We start from the raw sequence: 16561 nt of genomic DNA, 5'->3' as shown, positions 1-16561 counted from the left end.
CCGTTCGGCCGACCGCCGTTCAGCGGCGACGACGCGCCGAGCGCAGCAGGCCCAGCCCCAGCAGGGCGGCCCCGGCCGGCGCCGGCACGTCGATGTAGCCCACGCCGTCGAGGTCGATCTGGTACGTCCCCCCGACGCCCGAGCCGATCCAGCCCGACAGCGGGTTCAGCCCGCCGGGGCCGTCCGGGCCCGAAAGCTCGGTGCGGCTCTTGAAGTCGAAGATCTCGCCGTTGAGGCCCACGGGGCGGACGTCGAACGTCGTGATGCAGAGCGCGTACTCGCCCGGGTTGAGCACCGCCGCGCCCGTGCCGTCGTTCGCGACGGGCATGGCGATCCCGGCTTCGAACGAGTCGCTCATGAGGTCGTTGTTCCCCAGAAGGCCGAACGCTTCCTTGCCCAGGGTGATGTTGAAGAGGAACACCTGCGAGTCGAACGGCGCGTTGCCCGCGCGGAAGCTGAACGACATCGGGGTCTCGATCCGGATCAGGTACATGTCGACCTGGTCCGGGCCGCCCAGCGAGGTATCCAGCGAGCCCACGATCGCGCGCGGCACGCCAATCCCCAGGATGGCCTGCGCGGTCTCGAGGGCCTCGCCCGCGTCACCGTTCTCGATCCAGTCCGGTCCCGCCACCGCAACGCCGGCCCCGGCGCACACGACCACCGCGGCACAAAGACGATTCATGGTCTTGCTCCCTCCATGCAGACAGCGCGAGGCGCGAACACGGATTCCCCGCGAGGTCTCTCTCGGGCGGCAGCGTATCCAACCGCGAACGGCTGTCGAGAGGATCTGCGTGCGATGTGCCGGAATTTACGTGGTCTGAACGGGGGATGCCCGCCCGGGGTACCGCGGGGTGGGTCAGTGCGCCGTTTGCGCCTCGATCAGCCGCGCCCACTCGAGCAGGCCCGCGCGGTCCGAATCCGACAAGGCGTTTGCATCTTCTTGATGCACAAGCTGATACGGCAGATTGCCCGCGATGTGCAGGTTGTAGTGCAGCAGGTTCCACGACATCATCACCCGCTCGCGGAACATGCCGAACACCTCGTGCCCGCCCGGCGCGAACGCCACCGACGCGCATTCGCCCCGGCGGGGCGTGATCGTCACCAGCGCCCGGTTGCTCGTCGGATCCCACAGACGCAGCAGCCCGTCGTCGCCCCCGGTGGCCAGCACCCGCCCCGATGGACTGAACCCCAGCGCGTAGCACGGCGACGAGTGCGCATCCAGCACGATGCGCCGCTCGCCCGTCGCGAGATCAAAGATGATCACTCGCCCGGCCTCCGTGCCCGCGGCGAGCGACTCACCCCCCGGGGCCAGCGCGATGTTGTGCGTCGGCGAGTCCGTCGGCAGGTGACGCCGCAACGCGAGGTCGGGGAACGACCACTCGCACACGCCCCGCCCGCTGCCGTTGCAGTAGAGCGTCTTCCCGTCGCGGCTGAAGAGCAGCGCCTTGACGAAACTGGCGGGCGACTCGAGGCGCGCGTCGCGCCGGAACTCGAGCGTCTGCGCGTCGTACACGCGGAGCGTCCACCAGTAGCCCCCGACGACGATCTCGCTTCCGTCGGGCGAGAACGCCAGGGACGCCACCTCGCGGGCCCAGTCCTTCGCCCCCGGCGGACAGCCTACGAACGTGCGGCGCGCCTCCAGGGTTGTCGGGTCGAGAATGTGGACCGTGCCGTCCGAGCCGCAGGCGTAGAGCGCCGATCCGTCGGGCGAGAATCGCAGGAATCGCACGCGGGGCGAGCCGGTGGCTCGCTCGGCCAGCAGGCGCCCGTCGCGCGTCCACAGCCGGACGGTCCCCTCGCCCCCGCCCGACGCGACGTTGCCCGACTGCGGGTGGAACGCCGCCTCGAACGCCCAGGTCTTGTGCCCTTCGAACCGGCGTGTCCCGGGCAGCGACCGGGGCTCCCACAGGCGCACGCGCCCGTCCGGGCCGACGGTGGCGGCCAGGCCCGCGTCGGCGCTCAGCGCCGCATCCGTGATCTTTCCGGCGTGCGACGCGATGAGACGCACGCCCCCGCCTGGCGCGAGCGACCAGACCTGCGCGGCGCTCTCGCCCGCGCTGATCGCGAACTCGCCCGACGGCGCGGCCGCCACGCGCCGGGTGGTCTCGAACGCCGGCAGGTGCGGCACGCGGCGCATCGTGCCCGCGGCGAGGTCAATGATCGACAGCGCCCGGTCTCTGGAGCCCGCGAGCAGCAAGCCGGCGTCGGGCGTGAACTCGAGCGACCACACGGGCACCTCGGCCACGTGCCAAGCGCCGACCTCCGCGCCGTCCGACGCGCGCAGCACGCGCACGCCACCGGACTCCGAGGCCAGGGCGATCAGCGTGCCCCCGTTCGACACGGCGAGAGCCATGAGACGCTCGCCCGCGGCGTAGGACAGGGCGCCGGGCGGGTCGGCGCCGTCCGTACGCCGCACCTCGATTCCCCCGCCCGCACGCGCGTACGCGACGTGCGCGCCGTCGGGCGCGAGGGCGAGGAGCTCCACCCCGGGCAGCGCGACGCCCGCCTCGTTCACACCCGGGGATGCGAACCGGGCGACGGGCTCGACGACGCAGCGTCCGTCGGCGACCGGCGAGACGCTCCAGGTCACGACGTTGCACCCGGGCGCGCCGCCCCCGCCGCTGGGCGCACCCCAGCCGACGCCGACGAGCCGTCGTCCGTCCTGGGTGAACCGCAGTTCGAGCGCGTTGGGCAGTGCACCGCCGAGAGTCGCGAGCGTGTCGCCGGCGCGTGCCCCCAGCAGCACGAGCGTGCCGTCCGCGGCGATCGTCGCGACGACGCCGTCGTTGCTGAGCGCGACCACGTTCAGCCGCACCGCCCCGGGGGTGGGCACGCGCGTCCAGCGGCATGGATGACGCTCGTACAACTCCCACAGCGCCCAGCGGGCGCGCGTGTCCTTCGGGCGCGCGAGGTATGAGCGCCACAGCATGTCCTCGGCCAGCGAGACGTTCCCGGTCACGCCCTCCAGGCGCCCGCGCTCGAGCATGCTGAGCCAGAGTTCGTTCTGCAGACGGGCGGCCTGCTCGTTGGCGCGGGCCGCCTCGTCCGCCGCCAGCTTCAGCGCCGTCTGCGCCGCCTCGCGCGCCGAGGTCTCGCGGTCGGCCAGGCGCCCCATCCGCCCCGCCTGCACCCACGCGTACGCCGAGAAGACCAGCAGCGCCGCGAGCAGCGTGCCCCCCGCCGCCACGACGACCTTGTTCCGTCGGAGCTGCTTGGCGAGCACGTACAGCGCCGAGTGCTCCTTCGCCATGATCGGCAGCCCGGCGATGTGCCGGCGGAGGTCCTCGGCCAGGTCCGCGGCGGACTGGTACCGCCGGGCCTTGTCCTTCTCCAGCGCCTGGCTCACGATCGTCTCGACGTCGCCCCGGAAGACCCGGCTGACGGCGCTGAGGCGGCTGGGCGCTTCCTCGCGGATGATCCGGGCCGCCTCGGGCAGCGACCGGCTCGACACGTCGTGCGGGAGCTTGCCCGTGAGCAACTGGAACAGCAGCACGCCGAGCGCATAGACGTCGCTGCGCGTGTCGACCTCGCCGGGGTCGCCGGTCACCTGCTCGGGGCTCATGTAGGGCAGCGTGCCGATGAGCTGGCCCACGCTGGTCTGCATGGTGGTGACGCGCAGATCGGCGTCGGCGGCGCGCGCCACGCCGAAGTCCAGGATCTTCGGCTGACCCCGCTCGTCGACCAGGATGTTCGCGGGCTTGAGGTCGCGGTGGATGACGCCCCGCTGGTGCGCGTGGTGCACCGCGTCGCACACCTTCGCGATCAGTTCCATGCGCTCGCGGGGCGTCAGGTCCAGCCGCGCGCAGTGCTCGGTGAGCGACTGCCCGCGGACGAGCTCCATCGCGATGTACGGCTGCGCGGGCTTGTCGGCGTCCACGCTCGCCGAACCCGCCTCGAAGATCTGCGCGATCCCGGGGTGATGAAGCCGCCCCAGCATCTCGGCCTCGTGCTCAAAGCGCCGCAGCAGCGAGGGGCCCGCGTACCCGCGCCGAACAACCTTGAGCGCCACCGTCCGGCTCGGGCGCTCCTGGCGCGCCACGTACACCGTGCCCATGCCCCCCGCGCCCAGCACCCCCTCGATCACGTACTCGCCGAACTTCGTGCCCGTGCGCAGCTCCGCGTCCTCGTGCCCTCCGCGGCGTCCGAAGAACCCGTGGCGAAGGTCCACGATCTCCGCCCCGTCGAGGAAGCCCTCCGCCCGGACGTGACATTCCAGCAGGCTCCGCACTTCCTGCAGCAGCGCCTCGTCCCCCGCGCACCGCGCGTTCACCGCGTCGGTCCACTCTTCGGGCGGTAGCTCGCAGATCGCGAAGAACGCCTCCTCTGCGCGGCGATTCCGGTCCGTCGTGTTCATGCCCCGCCCGCCGGCCCCATCTCGCGCGTCTGCGAGCTGCTCAGTTCCCGCAGCAGCCACGCCCGCGCGAACGTCCATTCGTTGCGCACCGTCGCGGACGAAACCCCGAGCGCCGCCGCGGCCTCGTCGTTCGTCAGGCCCGCGAAGTACTTCAGCATCACGACCTCGCACTTGCGTCGGTCGTACGCCGCGAGTTTCTCAAGCGCATCGTCCAGCGCGATCAGGTCGGTCCCGGGAGACTCGGAGAGTGCCGCGTAGTCGTCCAGGTCGACCCGCTTGCGGTCGCCCCCGTGCTTCACGCGCTTGCGATGGCGGGCCCGCTCGACCAGGATCCGGCGCATCGCCATCGCCGCCGCGGCGAAGAAGTGCCCGCGGTGGTCCCAGGAATACTCCTGCCCGCCCACCAGACGCACATACGCCTCGTGCACCAGCGCCGTCGCCTGGATCGTCTGCCCGGGCTGCTCGTTCTGCATGTACCCGCGCGCCAGACGACGCAGTTCCTCATACACGAGCGGGAGCAGGCGGTCCGAGGCGCCACGCTCCCCGTCGCGTACGGCGTGCAGGATCTGCGTGACCTCGGTCTGGGCGCTGGTCGGTTCGGGCTGCATGCTGGCGTAAAGGAGGATACCACGCGCCATCGCACCCGAGAAAAAAACGCGATTGTCCTTAGCGCCCCGCGCGCCCCGCGTCGCATGATGTCCGTCAGCCCTCAACGGGCACGAACACAACCCGGCGACAGGCAGGATCGGACGTGGACGCGTGGTCCACGTTTCGCCCATCGTGCGCGCCGGTGAGAACCTCGGGGACACCCATGAAGACCTGTGCAACGTCCATTCTCTCCGCGTCGCTCCTCCTCGCCTGCGCGGGCACGCAGGCCTCCGCCCAGTGCGCTACCACCCAGAAGCTCCAGCGCGTCGCGGCCGAGCCGTTCGACGTCTTCGGCTTCTCGGTGGCGATCGGCCCCGGCCCGAGCAGCACCCGCCTGGTTATCGGCACCCCGAACCAGGAAGGGCCCGCGGGCGTCGACACCGGCGCGTTCAGCGTCTGGGGCTCCAACGGCGGGGCGTGGACCTCGCTCGGCGGCGCGTTCAACGGCACCGGGCAGCCCGGCGACTGGATGGGCTACTCTGTCGACCAGGCCGACCCGTACATCATCGCTGGTGCGCCGGGCGCCTCGAACTTCCGGGGCAAGGCCCTCATCTACGTGCGCTCCGGCAACAGCAACTGGGTCCTCGAGGACACGGTGACCTCGAACCTGCTCACCGACGGCAACCGCTTCGGCGAGTCGTCGGCCATCAGCACGTACGGCGGCGGGTGGGCCGTCGTCGGCGCGCCATACCACTCCTTCCACGGCGTGAGCAACGCCGGCGCCGCGTTCTTCTACACCCGCACCGCCGCGGGCGACTGGGTGAACGCGTACACGATCTGGGGCGGCGACTTCGGCGGGGACACGAACGAGAACCGCGGCTCGAGCGTGGCGATGTCGAAGACGTCGCGCTGGGCCGCGGTCGGCGGGCCCAACGCCACCTACTCCGACAACCCGGCGCAGAGCGGGGTGGTGTACGTCGTGCAGCGTCTGGACAACGGGCTGGTGGGCGCGCCCGAGATCATCGAGCCGCCGATCCCGCAGCTCGACGCCGACTTCGGGCGCTCCGTCGCGATCGAGGGTAATGTCCTGGTGGTCGGCGCCCCCGCGCAGGACATCACGGCCAACGAGAACTTCCCCGCCGGCGCCCGCACCGACGCCGGGCGCGTCTTCGTCTTCGAGCACAACGGCACGTCGTGGGTCCACACCGCGTCGCTGCGCCTGAGCCCCGCCGTGTCGAGCACGTTCCTGGGTCACCGCGTCACGACCGACGGCAACCAGATCCTGGCCTATGCCGCCGGCACCTCCGAGGTGTACGTCTTCGAGAAGCTCGAAGGCACGTGGACGCAGACCAGCAAGCTCACCGACCCGGACGTGGAGAGCGGGCTCGGCGGGCCGGTGGGCATCTACAACGGCTTCGCGGTGGTCGGCGACCCCTCTGACAGCGAGGGCAACATCGCCTCGCGCGGCGCGGTGTACTCCACCCGCCTGATGCCCGGCCAGCCCGCGGACACCTGCGGGGGCGCCACCGAACTCCCGACCTCGGAGTTCACCGTCTGCACGCGCTTCGCCACGCCCAGCTCGCCGGCCAACGTCTCGACCTGCGGCACGGGCGGCAACGGGCAGGGCAACGACATCTGGTACAGCTTCAGCCCCACCTGCTCGGGCAATGCAATCATCGACACCTTCGGGTCCGACTTTGACACCGTGCTCTCGGTGCACCCCTCCTGCCCCGGGCTGCTCCTGCCCACGACGATCGTCTGCAACGACGACGCGTCCTTCCCCGCGCCCAACAACCGCGCCAGCCTCGTGACCTTCAACTTCACCGCCGGCGAGACGTACTACGTCCGCGTCACCGGCTACAACGGCGCCTCGGGCACCGCCACCATCCGCCCGTCCTTCTACTACCAGCACCCCAACGACACCTGCGGCACCGCCCTGCCGGTCGGCTTCGGGCAGTTCGACTTCAACACCTGCTCCGCCAGCGACAGCAACATCACCACGTCCTGCAACGGCGGGCTCTTCCGGCGCGACATCTGGTTCAACTTCGTCGCGCCCCAGTCCGGCCTGGTCCGCTTCGACACCTGCTCGAACACCGCCTTCGACACCATGCTGTCCGCCTATGACGGCGCGCCCGACCCCTGCCCCACCAACCTGACCCCGATGCTGGCCTGCTCCGACGACGCGTGCGGCGTGCAGTCCGCGCTCGAGATCGACTGCGTCGCCGGCCAGTCCTACCGCATCCGCCTGGGTGGGTACACGCCCAACAGCTTCGGCCCGGGCACGCTCACCATCGCCCCGGTCCCGACCTGCGACCCCGACGTCAACTGCGACGGCAACGTCGACCAGGACGACGTCGGCTGCCTGACGCAGGCCGTCGCGGGCGAAGCGTCGTGCCTCTGCGGTGATCCCGACTTCAACCAGGACGGCAACGTCGATCAGGACGACATCAGCGCGCTGACGCAGGTCGTCGGCGGGTCGCCCTGCCCGTAACCGATCCCGGTACGTGCGTCGAGAGGAGAGAGGAGCCGGCCCGTCCGAAAGGATGGGCCGGCTTCGTTTGCGCAGTCACCGGCCGCGGCGGGGTGCACCCGATGACCCCTTGGGGGGAATGGCGCGCGGGCGTGCGCGCACCGGGCGCTTCGGCTATCCTCACCCGTTCACGCCGGCGAACCGGGCGGCGCACCCGCCCGGCGCCGGAGCCGGTTGAACGAGGCCCGCCTCGGCGGGCCCCTTGTGTTGTTCCGTGACGCAGAACCACCCCGCCGGACTCCAGGAGCGACGCGAGAGGCCGCCGTCCGGCCGAAGGGTCATCCAACGGGCTCATTCATCGAAAGGACCAGCATGGACGACCGCCGAATCCGATTTCGGGACGCGATGCCCATCACGATCATCCACGCGATGTGCCTGGGGGTGATCTGGACGGGCTGGAGCTGGGTCGCGGTCGGGGTCGCGGTCGCGCTGTACTTCATGCGGATGTTCGTCATCACCGCGTTCTACCACCGCTATTTCTCGCATCGCACGTTCAAGACGCACCGCGTGGTTCAGTTCCTGTTCGCGCTCGCCGGGACGAGCGCGGCGCAGCGCGGCCCGCTCTGGTGGGCGGCCCACCACCGAGAGCATCACCGGCACTCCGATGAAGAACCCGACCCACATTCTCCCGGGTGGAAGGGCGTGCTCTGGAGCCACACCGCGTGGTTCCTGACGGAGAAGGGACGCGCCACGAAGTGGAAGGCGATCCCGGATTGGGCGCGCTACCCCGAACTGGTGTGGTTGGAGCGGAACCACCTGATCGGGCCCGCGCTGCTGATCGCGGGGCTCGCGGCGGCGGGGTGGGCGCTCCTGGTCTGGGCGCCGTCGCTCGGAACGGGCCCGGTCCAGATGATTGTCTGGGGCTTTGGCATTTCGACCACGCTGCTGTACCACGGCACGTTCACCATCAACTCGCTCGCGCACTGCTTCGGCTCGCAGCGCTTCGACACGGGCGACGACAGCCGCAACAACTGGGTGCTTGCCATCATCACGCTGGGCGAGGGGTGGCACAACAACCACCACTTCCACCCGGGGACGGTGCGGCAGGGGTTCTTCTGGTGGGAGTTCGACCCGTCGTACTGGGCGCTGCGGGCGATGTCGTGGGTCCGGCTGGTGTGGGACCTTCGTCCGGTGCCGGCGTGGGTGTACGAGCGGGCGGCGGGCAACGGGCCGCCGCTCCGCGCTGGGGGTGGTGCGTGAGGATTGCGGTGGTGGGGGGCGGGATCAGCGGGCTGGTGTGCGCGTACCTGCTGGCACCCGTGCACGAGGTCGTGCTGTTCGAGAAGGAGCCCCGCCTGGGCGGGCACACGCACACGGTGGACGTGTCGCACGAGGGACGCACGCTCGCGGTGGACACGGGGTTCATCGTGTTCAACGAGCGGAACTACCCGAACTTCTGCGCACTGCTGGCGCGCCTGGGGGTGCGGTCGCGTCCGACGACGATGTCGTTCAGCGTGCGCGACGACGCCGCCGGGTTCGAGTACGGGGGCTCGTCGCTGGCGGGCGTCGTGGGATCGTGGGGCAACCTGGCGAGCCGGCGCTGGTGGGGGGTGGTGCGCGGGGTGGCGTCGCTCGGGCGGCGCGGGAAGTCGCTGCTGGCATCGATGAGCCCGGACGCGACGCTGGCGGACCTGTGCGCGTCGGGCGCGATGTCGGGGAGTGTGCTCGAAGACTACCTGGTGCCGATGGCCGGGGCGATCTGGTCGGCGCCCCGCCGGGCGGTGCGGGCATTGCCCGCGCGGTTCCTGCTGCGGTTCTTCGACAACCACGGCATGCTCGACCTGCGCGAGCGCCCGCGCTGGCGGACGATCGAGGGCGGGTCGCGCCGGTACATCGACGCGATGATGGGCGTCATCGCCCGCTGCGTGCGGGCGGGCGCGGGCGTTGCCTCGGTCGAGCGGCGCGAGGACCGCGTCATGGTGCGCGGCGCGGGCGGCGAGGAATCGTTCGATCACGTCGTCCTCGCCACGCACGCCGACCAGACGCTCGCGATGCTCGCGGACGCCTCCGAGCAGGAGCGCGGCGTGCTCCGCGATCTCCCGTACCAGGCGAACCTCGCGGTGCTCCACACCGACCAGTCCGTGCTGCCGCGCCGGCGGCGCTGCTGGGCGGCGTGGAACGCGCGCCTGACGCCCGGCGAGGACGAGCCCGTGTCCGTCACGTACAACATGACGATGCTGCAGGGTCTGGAGACCCGCACGCCGGTGTGCGTCACGCTGAACGACGTCGCGGGGATCGATCCCTCCCGCGTCCTGGGGCGGTACACCTACCACCACCCCGTGCACACGGTCGCGGGCGAGCGGGCGCGCGAGCGCTGGCAGGAGATCAGCGGCGTGCGGCGCACGCACTTCTGCGGCGCGTACTGGGGGAACGGGTTCCACGAGGACGGCGTGGTGAGCGCGCTGCGCGTGTGCCGGGCGCTGGGGGTGGCGCCATGAGCCTGCGCAGCGCGGTGTACCTGGGGCGCGTCCGCCACCGGCGGCGCACGCCCGCGCACGAGTTCGAGTTCCCCATGTTCATGGTCTACCTCGACCTGGCCGAGATCGACCGTGTCTGCTCCATGACGCGGCTATGGGGCACGTCGCGCTTCTGCCCGGCGCGGTTCCGACGCGGGGACTACCTCGCGCGGGGCGGGCTCGGGCTCGACGCGAGCGTGCGGGCGTGCGTGCGCGAGGCGACCGGCCATGCGCCGGCGGGGCCGATCCGGATGCTCACCCACCTGCGGTACTACGGGTACCTGTTCAACCCGGTGACGTTCTATTACTGCTTCGACGAGGCGGAGCGGCTCGCCGCGGTCGTCGCCGAGATCACGAACACGCCGTGGAACGAGCGCCACGCGTACGTGCTCGACGCCGCGGGGGCAGGGGCGTCCGAGGACGAGGCCGGCGCACGGCGCTGGCGCTTCGGGAAGGACTTCCACGTCTCGCCCTTCATGCCGATGGACCTGGAGTACGACTGGACGTTTGGTGTGCCGGGCGAGTCGCTGCTGGTGCACATGAACCTGCGGGGCCGCGCGACGCCGGGCGCCCCGGTCTTCGACGCCACGCTGCGCCTGGAGCGCCAAGAACTGACGCCCGCGCGCATGCGGGGCCTGCTGGTGCGGTACCCGCTCCTGACCGCCCGGGTCATCGCGTCGATCCACTTTCAGGCGCTGCGGCTGTGGCTCAAGCGGGCGCCGGTGTTCGCCCACCCGGGCCGTCGCGTCCCGACGCTCCCGACGCAGGAGGCGGCCCGATGACCTCCGCCCACTCGCAGGAGCCGCAGGGCCCGTTCGCCGAACGGCTGCACGACCGGCTGGAGTCGGTCGCGCCGACGCGACGGCCCCGCGCGCTCGAGTCGCTGGGTCGACGGATCGTGCGCGACGCGATGTCGCGCCTGCGGCACGGGCGGCTGCGCGTCGTCGAGGGCGAGACGACGAGCGTGTTCGGCCAGGCGGAAGCGCCCGCGCCGGAGGTCACGGTGCGCGTGCTCGACCCGGAGTTCTACGCCGCGGCGGCGTTCGGCGGGAGCGTCGGCATCGCCGAGGCGTACATCGATGGCGCGTGGGAGACCGACGACCTCGCGGGGCTGGTCGAGCTGGTCACGCGGAACGACGAAGCGATGGAAGACCTGGAGGGCCCGATGGCCCGGGCGCTGGGCGTGTTCTCGCGGGGCGTGTACTGGCTGGAGCGCAACACGCGGGCGGGCAGCCGGCGCAACATCGTGGCGCACTACGACCTGGGGAACGAGTTCTTCTCGCTGTTCCTGGACCCGTCGATGACGTACTCGTGCGCGATCTTCGAGCCGGGTGCGACATCGCTCGAGGACGCGCAGCGCGAGAAGATCGACCGGGCCTGCCGCAAGCTGGCGCTCGGGCCCGACGACCGGCTGCTGGAGATCGGCACGGGCTGGGGCGCCCTTGCGCTGCACGCGGCGACGCGGTACGGGTGCCGGGTGACGACGACGACGATCTCCGACGAGCAGCACCGGCTGACCACCGCGCGGGTGCGCGAGGCGGGGCTGCACGACCGGGTGACGGTGCTCGCGTGCGACTACCGCGACCTGCCGGCGCGGTTCGCGGGGTCGTTCGACAAGCTCGTGAGCATCGAGATGATCGAGGCGGTGGGGCAGGCGTACCTGGGCACGTTCTTCGACGTGTGCGCGCGCTGCCTGACGCCCGAGGGCACGGCGCTCATCCAGTCGATCGTGATCCGCGACCGGTACTTCGAGCGGGCGGCGTCGCGGCGCGACTTCCTGAAGAAGTACATCTTCCCGGGGAGCTGCCTGCCCAGCGTGTCGGTGATGCTCGAGGCGCTTCGGTCGCACGCCGACCTGGAGGTGACCCACCTGGAGAGCATCGGCCCGCACTACGCCACGACCCTGCGGATGTGGCGCGAGGCGTTCCTCGGGCGGCTCGACGACGTGCGCCGGCTCGGCTACGACGAGCGGTTCGTGCGGATGTGGGAGTACTACCTGGCGTACTGCGAGGGGGCGTTCCGCGCGGGGCACGTGGGCAACGTGCAGATCGTGCTCGACAAGCACACGCGCCGCCGGCGCGTGCCCGCGCCGCCGGGGACGGGCGGCGCGTGAGACGCCTGCTCGCCATCGTGCTGAACGTCGTGGCGTACGACGCGCTGTGGGCGGTCGCGATCGTCGGGGCCACGCGCTCGTGGTGGTGGGCCGGGCCGCTGCTCATCGTCGTGAGCGCGGCGGGGCAGCTGGTGCTGTCGCCCTCGCCGGGGCGCGAGGCGCTGGTGATCCTCGCCGGGTCGCTGGTCGGGGTCGGGCTCGACTACGCGGCGCTCCGCATGGGCCTGCTGAGTTTCGACGGGGGAGCGGGCGCGTTCGTCCTCGTCTTCTTCGCGCTGTGGGTGAACTTCGGGACCACGCTGCGTCCGAGCCTGTCGTGGATGTGGCGGCGGCCCGTGCTCGCCGCGGGCCTGGGCGCCGTCGGCGGCCCGCTCGCGTACTGGGTCGGATCCCGCATCGGGGCGATCGGGCTGGGCGAACGCATGTGGATGACGCTGGCGTGGGTCGGCGTGCAGTACGGCGTGGTGCTGCCGATCTGGATGCGACTCGCCCGGGGCGTGCTCACGCCGCCGGGCGGAACAGATCGTCGATCGTCCGCGCCCGCAGCGACGCCCGCAGAAGGTAGACCAGCAGCGTGAGATTGCCCAGCAGGCACAGCCCGACGAGCCACCCCAGCGTCCGCGCGACGGAGCGCTCGCGGTGCGCGATCCACCCGGCGGCGACGAACAGGCCCAGGTACAGGTCCACCATCGTGGTGAGCCCCCAGTGCGTGTCTACCGTCGCCTTGAGGCCGTTCCACAGCGACATCTCGAGCGACGAGATGACGATGAGCACGAGCAGCATCGCGATGCCCAGCGCGCTGAAGATCCTGACGGCGTGGATCGCGGTCATCTGCATGCTCCTCGGGTGCTCCCGAGCGTACGCGGTGCCCCGCGCGAGGAGGATGATGTGGTGCTGAGCGGATGGGAACAGCTCGGGCTGATCACGCTGGGCGCGTCGCTCGTGATGGTCGCGCTCTGGGTGGTGCAGGTGCGCATCCGCGACGCGGGCGTGGTCGACGTGGGGTGGGCGGCGTGCCTGGGCCTGGCCGCGGTGTTCTGCGCGCTGACCGGCGAGGGCGACGTGATTCGTCGGGCGATCATCGGCGTGATGGGGGGCGTGTGGGGGCTGCGGCTCGCGCTGCACCTGCTGCTCGATCGCGTGCTGCAGGGGCCGGAGGACGGGCGGTACCGGATGATGCGGGAGAAGTTCGGCGCGCGGATGAACGCCGTGTTCTTCGCGTTCTTCCTGGCGCAGGCGCTGCTGGTGGGGATGCTCGCCCCGCCGTTCGTGCTCGCGTCGCTCGACGGGCGTGCGGCGCCGGGCGTGCTCGACTGGGCGGGCCTGGCGGTGTGGGTGGTGGGGCTGGTGGGCGAGACGATCGCCGACCGGCAGCTCAAGGCGTTCAAAGCCCGCCCCGACAGCCGCGGCAAGGTCTGCACCGTCGGCCTGTGGCGGTACTCGCGCCACCCGAACTACTTCTTCGAGTGGATCATGTGGGTTGGGTACGCCGTCGTCGCGACGGGCGCGCCGCACGGGTGGATCGCGTGGGCCTCGCCCGCGCTCATGCTGCTCTTCGTGCTGAAGCTGACGGGCATCCCGCCCACCGAGGCCCGTGCGATCCGCTCACGGGGCGAGGCGTACCGCGCGTATCAGCGCACGACGAGCGCGTTCGTGCCGTGGTTCCCCAAAGCGCCCCGCGATCGCGCGCCGGAGACGCCGTCATGAGCCGCGCCCTGAGCACCGATGCCCCGGGCCTGCGCCGGGAAGCTCCCTCCGCGCCCGCGTGGTACGAGCCCCTGATCGACCGCGGGATCCTGCCCGACGTGCTGCTCCGCGCGGGCATCCGGCGCCGGCTGTGGCACCGCCTCGAGCTCGAGCAGCGCGGGGGCGTCGAGGCCTCGTGGGAGCGGCGGCGGGCGCTCATCGCGGATCTGTCGCGATCTCCCCTCGCCATCCACACGCGCGAGGCCAACGAGCAGCACTACGAACTGCCCCCCGCGTTCTTCCGCCTGTGCCTCGGGCCCCGGCTCAAGTACAGCTGCGCATACTGGCCCGACGGCGTCGCGGACCTCGCCCGCGCCGAGGAGGCCATGCTCGACCTGACCTGCCGCCGCGCGGGCATCGAGGACGGCATGGACATCCTCGAACTGGGCTGCGGCTGGGGCTCGCTCACGCTCTGGATCGCCGAGCACTACCCCGGCGCCCGCGTGACCGCCGTGTCGAACTCGCGCCCCCAGCGCGAGTTCATCCTCGCCGAGGCCGACCGGCGTGGCGTTCGCCCCCCGACGGTGATCACCGCCGACGTCAACGACTTCGCGCCCGGCGCGACGTTCGACCGCATCGTCTCGGTCGAGATGTTCGAGCACGTGAAGAACTACGGCACGCTGTTCGAGCGGTTGTCCTCGTGGCTGCGTCCGTCGGGGCGGCTGTTCGTGCACGTCTTCTCGCACGTGCACGCCGCGTATCACTTCGAGGCCGACGACTGGATCGGGCGGTACTTCTTCACGGGCGGGATCATGCCGTCCGACGACCTGCTCCTGCACTTCTGCGGAGACCTGCGTCCGCGCGACCACTGGCGCGTGGAGGGCACGCACTACGCGCGGACCGCGCGGGCCTGGCTCGAGAATCTCGACGCGCGCCGCGAGGAAGCGCTCGCGGTGCTCCGCGAGCCGTACGGGCAGGACGCGACGACGTGGCTGCGCCGCTGGCGCGTGTTCTTCATCGCGTGCGAGGAGCTGTGGGGGCTCGACGCGGGGCGACAGTGGATCGTCTCGCACTACGCGTTCGACAAGGCGTCCTGAGCAAAGGCGTGTTCCGCCGGTGGACGAGCATCGAGAGCGACGCCGTGGAATCCGGACGAAATGGGCAGAGCCGGACTTGAACCGGCAACCCCCGCATTTTCAATGCGGTGCTCTACCAATTGAGCTACCTGCCCGAACAGGACCGACAGGGTACGCCGCCCGGGTACGTCTGCCAAGCCCCCGGCCGAGACTTGGGCGGACGAGGCAAGTCGGGCCGGCGCGTTCCGCAACGCACCCCGCACAACCACCTAGCATCCCCGCATGCCCGACGCCGGCGCCATCCTCCGCGTTCGATCGCTCGGCGTCGCGTTCGCGTCGCGGGGCCCGCTGTGGCGGCGGCATCCCGCGCACGTCGCCGTGCGGGACATCTCGTTCGACCTGCACGCGTCGCGGACGCTGGGCCTCGTCGGCGAGTCAGGATCAGGAAAGTCCACCGTCGCCCGCGCCATCCTCGGGCTGGTGCCTTTCACCGGCGAGATCCTGCTCGACGGCTCGCCGGTGGTGCCGGGCGTCGGGTCGTCTCGGCGGGCGCTGCGAGACGCCGTGCAGGCGGTCTTCCAGGATCCCGGCGGGTCGCTCAATCCGCGCCAGCGCGTGCGTGACGCGGTGGCCGAGCCGCTGGTGGTCCGCGGCACGCCGCTCTCTCGCGCTGTGCGGAGCGCGAACGAACTGCTGGCCCGGTGCGGCATCGATCCCGCGCAGGGCGGGCTGTACCCGCACCAGTTCAGCGGCGGGCAGCGCCAGCGCATCGCCATCGCCCGCGCGCTCGCCCCCTCGCCCCGCGTGCTCATCTGCGACGAACCCACGAGCGCGCTCGACGTCTCCGTGCAGGCCCAGATCCTGAATCTCCTTGTCGAACTCCAGCGCGACGCGGGCGTGGCCATCCTCCTCATCACGCACGATCTCGGCGTCGTCCGCCACATGGCCGACGACATCGGCGTGCTGCGCACCGGCTCCATGGTCGAACTCGGCCCGCGCGAACGCGTGCTGCACGAGCCCGCATCCGAGTACACGCGGGCCCTGCTGGCCGAGAGCCCCGACCCTCACGCGGCCTGGGCGCTGGAGAGCAGCGCGTCGTAGCGTGCCCGCAGGTCGGACGCGCGCAGCACCTTGTACGCCTTCGCCAGGTCGGCGAACCGCGCCGCCGCGTCGTCCGACGAGTTCCGGTCCGGGTGCAGTTCCAGCGCACGGGCGTGGTACGCCTTTTTGATCTCGTCCTCGGTCGCGGTCCGCGGCACCCCGAGCATCGAGTACAGGTCTTCGACCTCGATCGACGCCGTCATCGGCGGACGCGCCCCATCGGGCGTGGCCGGCTTCTCGGCGGGCGCTTCGGCCCGCGCCGGGTCTTCCGGCGGCAGCACGCACGCGTCGGCGTCGGTTGTGATGAACCCGAACCGCGCGAGCTGCACGAGCGCCGCCGCCACGCCCGGGCGCACCTGCTCGAACTTCGCGCCCAGTTCCCCGCCCCGCATGCCCGAGCGCCGCACCCAGGCCACCCGCGCCGGCACGCGCACGCGCTGCGATTCCGAGGCGATCACCATGTCGAACATGTCGCCCGGCTGCACGCTCGGCGCCTGCACGAAGCGCACCCGCACGCCCAGCGCCGACAGGTCCACGACCTCGCCGATGGCGCACCGAAGCCCGACGGTCCGGAATCGCTCGGCCGAACGCGAGCGATTCGCGGGCGCTGCCCGTCGTTTGAGCCAGTCGAGCATGGTGTCCCCCACATCGGCCCGC

14 protein-coding genes and 1 tRNA gene are annotated in these 16561 nt (G+C 71.5%); 9 read left to right on the top strand and 6 right to left on the bottom strand.

Annotation, left to right across the window (positions count from 1 at the left end):
• Positions 1 to 19: 19 nt before the first annotated feature.
• From SFY69_11700 to SFY69_11690, 3 genes are all read right to left on the bottom strand, one after another.
• The gene (locus SFY69_11700) at positions 20 to 682 is read right to left on the bottom strand and encodes a hypothetical protein (GenBank protein MDX2132703.1); all 663 of its coding nucleotides are present in this window, start codon (positions 680 to 682) and stop codon (positions 20 to 22) included.
• Positions 683 to 856: 174 nt separating this feature from the next.
• Complete coding sequence (locus SFY69_11695) at positions 857 to 4354, bottom strand: protein kinase (protein MDX2132702.1); 3498 nt, start codon at positions 4352 to 4354, stop codon at positions 857 to 859.
• The gene (locus SFY69_11690) at positions 4351 to 4962 is read right to left on the bottom strand and encodes an ECF-type sigma factor (protein ID MDX2132701.1); all 612 of its coding nucleotides are present in this window, start codon (positions 4960 to 4962) and stop codon (positions 4351 to 4353) included. Before SFY69_11690 ends, SFY69_11695 begins: the two co-directional genes overlap by 4 nt.
• Before the next feature lie 203 nt (positions 4963 to 5165).
• Between SFY69_11690 and SFY69_11685 the strand changes: the two genes are divergently transcribed.
• From SFY69_11685 to SFY69_11660, 6 genes are all read left to right on the top strand, one after another.
• Positions 5166 to 7433, top strand: coding sequence for a hypothetical protein (locus SFY69_11685; GenBank protein MDX2132700.1), 2268 nt, complete (start codon positions 5166 to 5168; stop codon positions 7431 to 7433).
• 351 nt (positions 7434 to 7784) lie between these two features.
• Entirely contained in the window at positions 7785 to 8672 is an 888-nt protein-coding gene (locus SFY69_11680) for an acyl-CoA desaturase (protein ID MDX2132699.1), read from the top strand.
• Positions 8669 to 9910, top strand: a complete 1242-nt coding sequence (locus SFY69_11675) for an NAD(P)-binding protein (GenBank protein ID MDX2132698.1) — start codon at positions 8669 to 8671, stop codon at positions 9908 to 9910. Before SFY69_11680 ends, SFY69_11675 begins: the two co-directional genes overlap by 4 nt.
• Positions 9907 to 10710, top strand: coding sequence for a DUF1365 domain-containing protein (locus SFY69_11670; protein MDX2132697.1), 804 nt, complete (start codon positions 9907 to 9909; stop codon positions 10708 to 10710). Before SFY69_11675 ends, SFY69_11670 begins: the two co-directional genes overlap by 4 nt.
• Positions 10707 to 12041 (top strand): cyclopropane-fatty-acyl-phospholipid synthase family protein, encoded by a 1335-nt coding sequence (locus SFY69_11665; GenBank protein ID MDX2132696.1) that lies wholly within the window; start codon positions 10707 to 10709, stop codon positions 12039 to 12041. The genes SFY69_11670 and SFY69_11665 overlap by 4 nt, the downstream gene beginning before the upstream one ends.
• Positions 12038 to 12619, top strand: a complete 582-nt coding sequence (locus SFY69_11660; GenBank protein MDX2132695.1) for a DUF2878 domain-containing protein — start codon at positions 12038 to 12040, stop codon at positions 12617 to 12619. Before SFY69_11665 ends, SFY69_11660 begins: the two co-directional genes overlap by 4 nt.
• On the opposite strand, the gene SFY69_11655 is transcribed toward SFY69_11660, so the two are convergent.
• Positions 12543 to 12872: a DUF1475 family protein gene (locus tag SFY69_11655; protein ID MDX2132694.1), complete on the bottom strand. Its 330-nt coding sequence runs from the start codon at positions 12870 to 12872 to the stop codon at positions 12543 to 12545. The genes SFY69_11660 and SFY69_11655 overlap by 77 nt on opposite strands.
• 60 nt (positions 12873 to 12932) lie before the next feature.
• On the opposite strand from SFY69_11655, the gene SFY69_11650 reads away from it, so the two are divergent.
• Together SFY69_11650 and SFY69_11645 are read left to right on the top strand one after the other, a co-directional pair.
• On the top strand, positions 12933 to 13748 hold the full coding sequence (locus SFY69_11650; protein MDX2132693.1) for a DUF1295 domain-containing protein: 816 nt from the start codon (positions 12933 to 12935) through the stop codon (positions 13746 to 13748).
• Complete coding sequence (locus SFY69_11645; GenBank protein MDX2132692.1) at positions 13745 to 14824, top strand: cyclopropane-fatty-acyl-phospholipid synthase family protein; 1080 nt, start codon at positions 13745 to 13747, stop codon at positions 14822 to 14824. The genes SFY69_11650 and SFY69_11645 overlap by 4 nt, the downstream gene beginning before the upstream one ends.
• 61 nt (positions 14825 to 14885) lie before the next feature.
• Here SFY69_11645 and SFY69_11640 read toward each other — a convergent pair.
• Positions 14886 to 14958, bottom strand: a tRNA-Phe gene (locus SFY69_11640).
• Between the two features lie 127 nt (positions 14959 to 15085).
• Here SFY69_11640 and SFY69_11635 point away from each other — a divergent pair.
• Positions 15086 to 15904, top strand: a complete 819-nt coding sequence (locus SFY69_11635) for an ATP-binding cassette domain-containing protein (GenBank protein MDX2132691.1) — start codon at positions 15086 to 15088, stop codon at positions 15902 to 15904.
• On the opposite strand, the gene SFY69_11630 is transcribed toward SFY69_11635, so the two are convergent.
• The gene (locus SFY69_11630) at positions 15868 to 16539 is read right to left on the bottom strand and encodes a DnaJ domain-containing protein (protein MDX2132690.1); all 672 of its coding nucleotides are present in this window, start codon (positions 16537 to 16539) and stop codon (positions 15868 to 15870) included. The two genes, SFY69_11635 and SFY69_11630, sit on opposite strands and share 37 nt — an antisense overlap.
• Positions 16540 to 16561 lie beyond the last annotated feature (22 nt).

Source organism: Planctomycetota bacterium (assembly GCA_033763975.1).
Lineage (GTDB): Bacteria > Planctomycetota > Phycisphaerae > Phycisphaerales > UBA1924 > RI-211.
This window is presented reverse-complemented; position numbering and strand designations above follow the sequence as displayed.

Excerpts from the sequence above, each read along its gene's own strand:
- SFY69_11700 (MDX2132703.1), bottom strand. The coding sequence starts at position 682 with ATGAATCGTCTTTGTGCCGCGGTGGTCGTGTGCGCCGGGGCCGGCGTT.
- SFY69_11695 (MDX2132702.1), bottom strand. The coding sequence starts at position 4,354 with ATGAACACGACGGACCGGAATCGCCGCGCAGAGGAGGCGTTCTTCGCG.
- SFY69_11690 (MDX2132701.1), bottom strand. The coding sequence starts at position 4,962 with ATGCAGCCCGAACCGACCAGCGCCCAGACCGAGGTCACGCAGATCCTG.
- SFY69_11685 (MDX2132700.1), top strand. The coding sequence starts at position 5,166 with ATGAAGACCTGTGCAACGTCCATTCTCTCCGCGTCGCTCCTCCTCGCC.
- SFY69_11680 (MDX2132699.1), top strand. The coding sequence starts at position 7,785 with ATGGACGACCGCCGAATCCGATTTCGGGACGCGATGCCCATCACGATC.
- SFY69_11670 (MDX2132697.1), top strand. The coding sequence starts at position 9,907 with ATGAGCCTGCGCAGCGCGGTGTACCTGGGGCGCGTCCGCCACCGGCGG.
- SFY69_11665 (MDX2132696.1), top strand. The coding sequence starts at position 10,707 with ATGACCTCCGCCCACTCGCAGGAGCCGCAGGGCCCGTTCGCCGAACGG.
- SFY69_11655 (MDX2132694.1), bottom strand. The coding sequence starts at position 12,872 with ATGACCGCGATCCACGCCGTCAGGATCTTCAGCGCGCTGGGCATCGCG.
- SFY69_11645 (MDX2132692.1), top strand. The coding sequence starts at position 13,745 with ATGAGCCGCGCCCTGAGCACCGATGCCCCGGGCCTGCGCCGGGAAGCT.
- SFY69_11635 (MDX2132691.1), top strand. The coding sequence starts at position 15,086 with ATGCCCGACGCCGGCGCCATCCTCCGCGTTCGATCGCTCGGCGTCGCG.
- SFY69_11630 (MDX2132690.1), bottom strand. The coding sequence starts at position 16,539 with ATGCTCGACTGGCTCAAACGACGGGCAGCGCCCGCGAATCGCTCGCGT.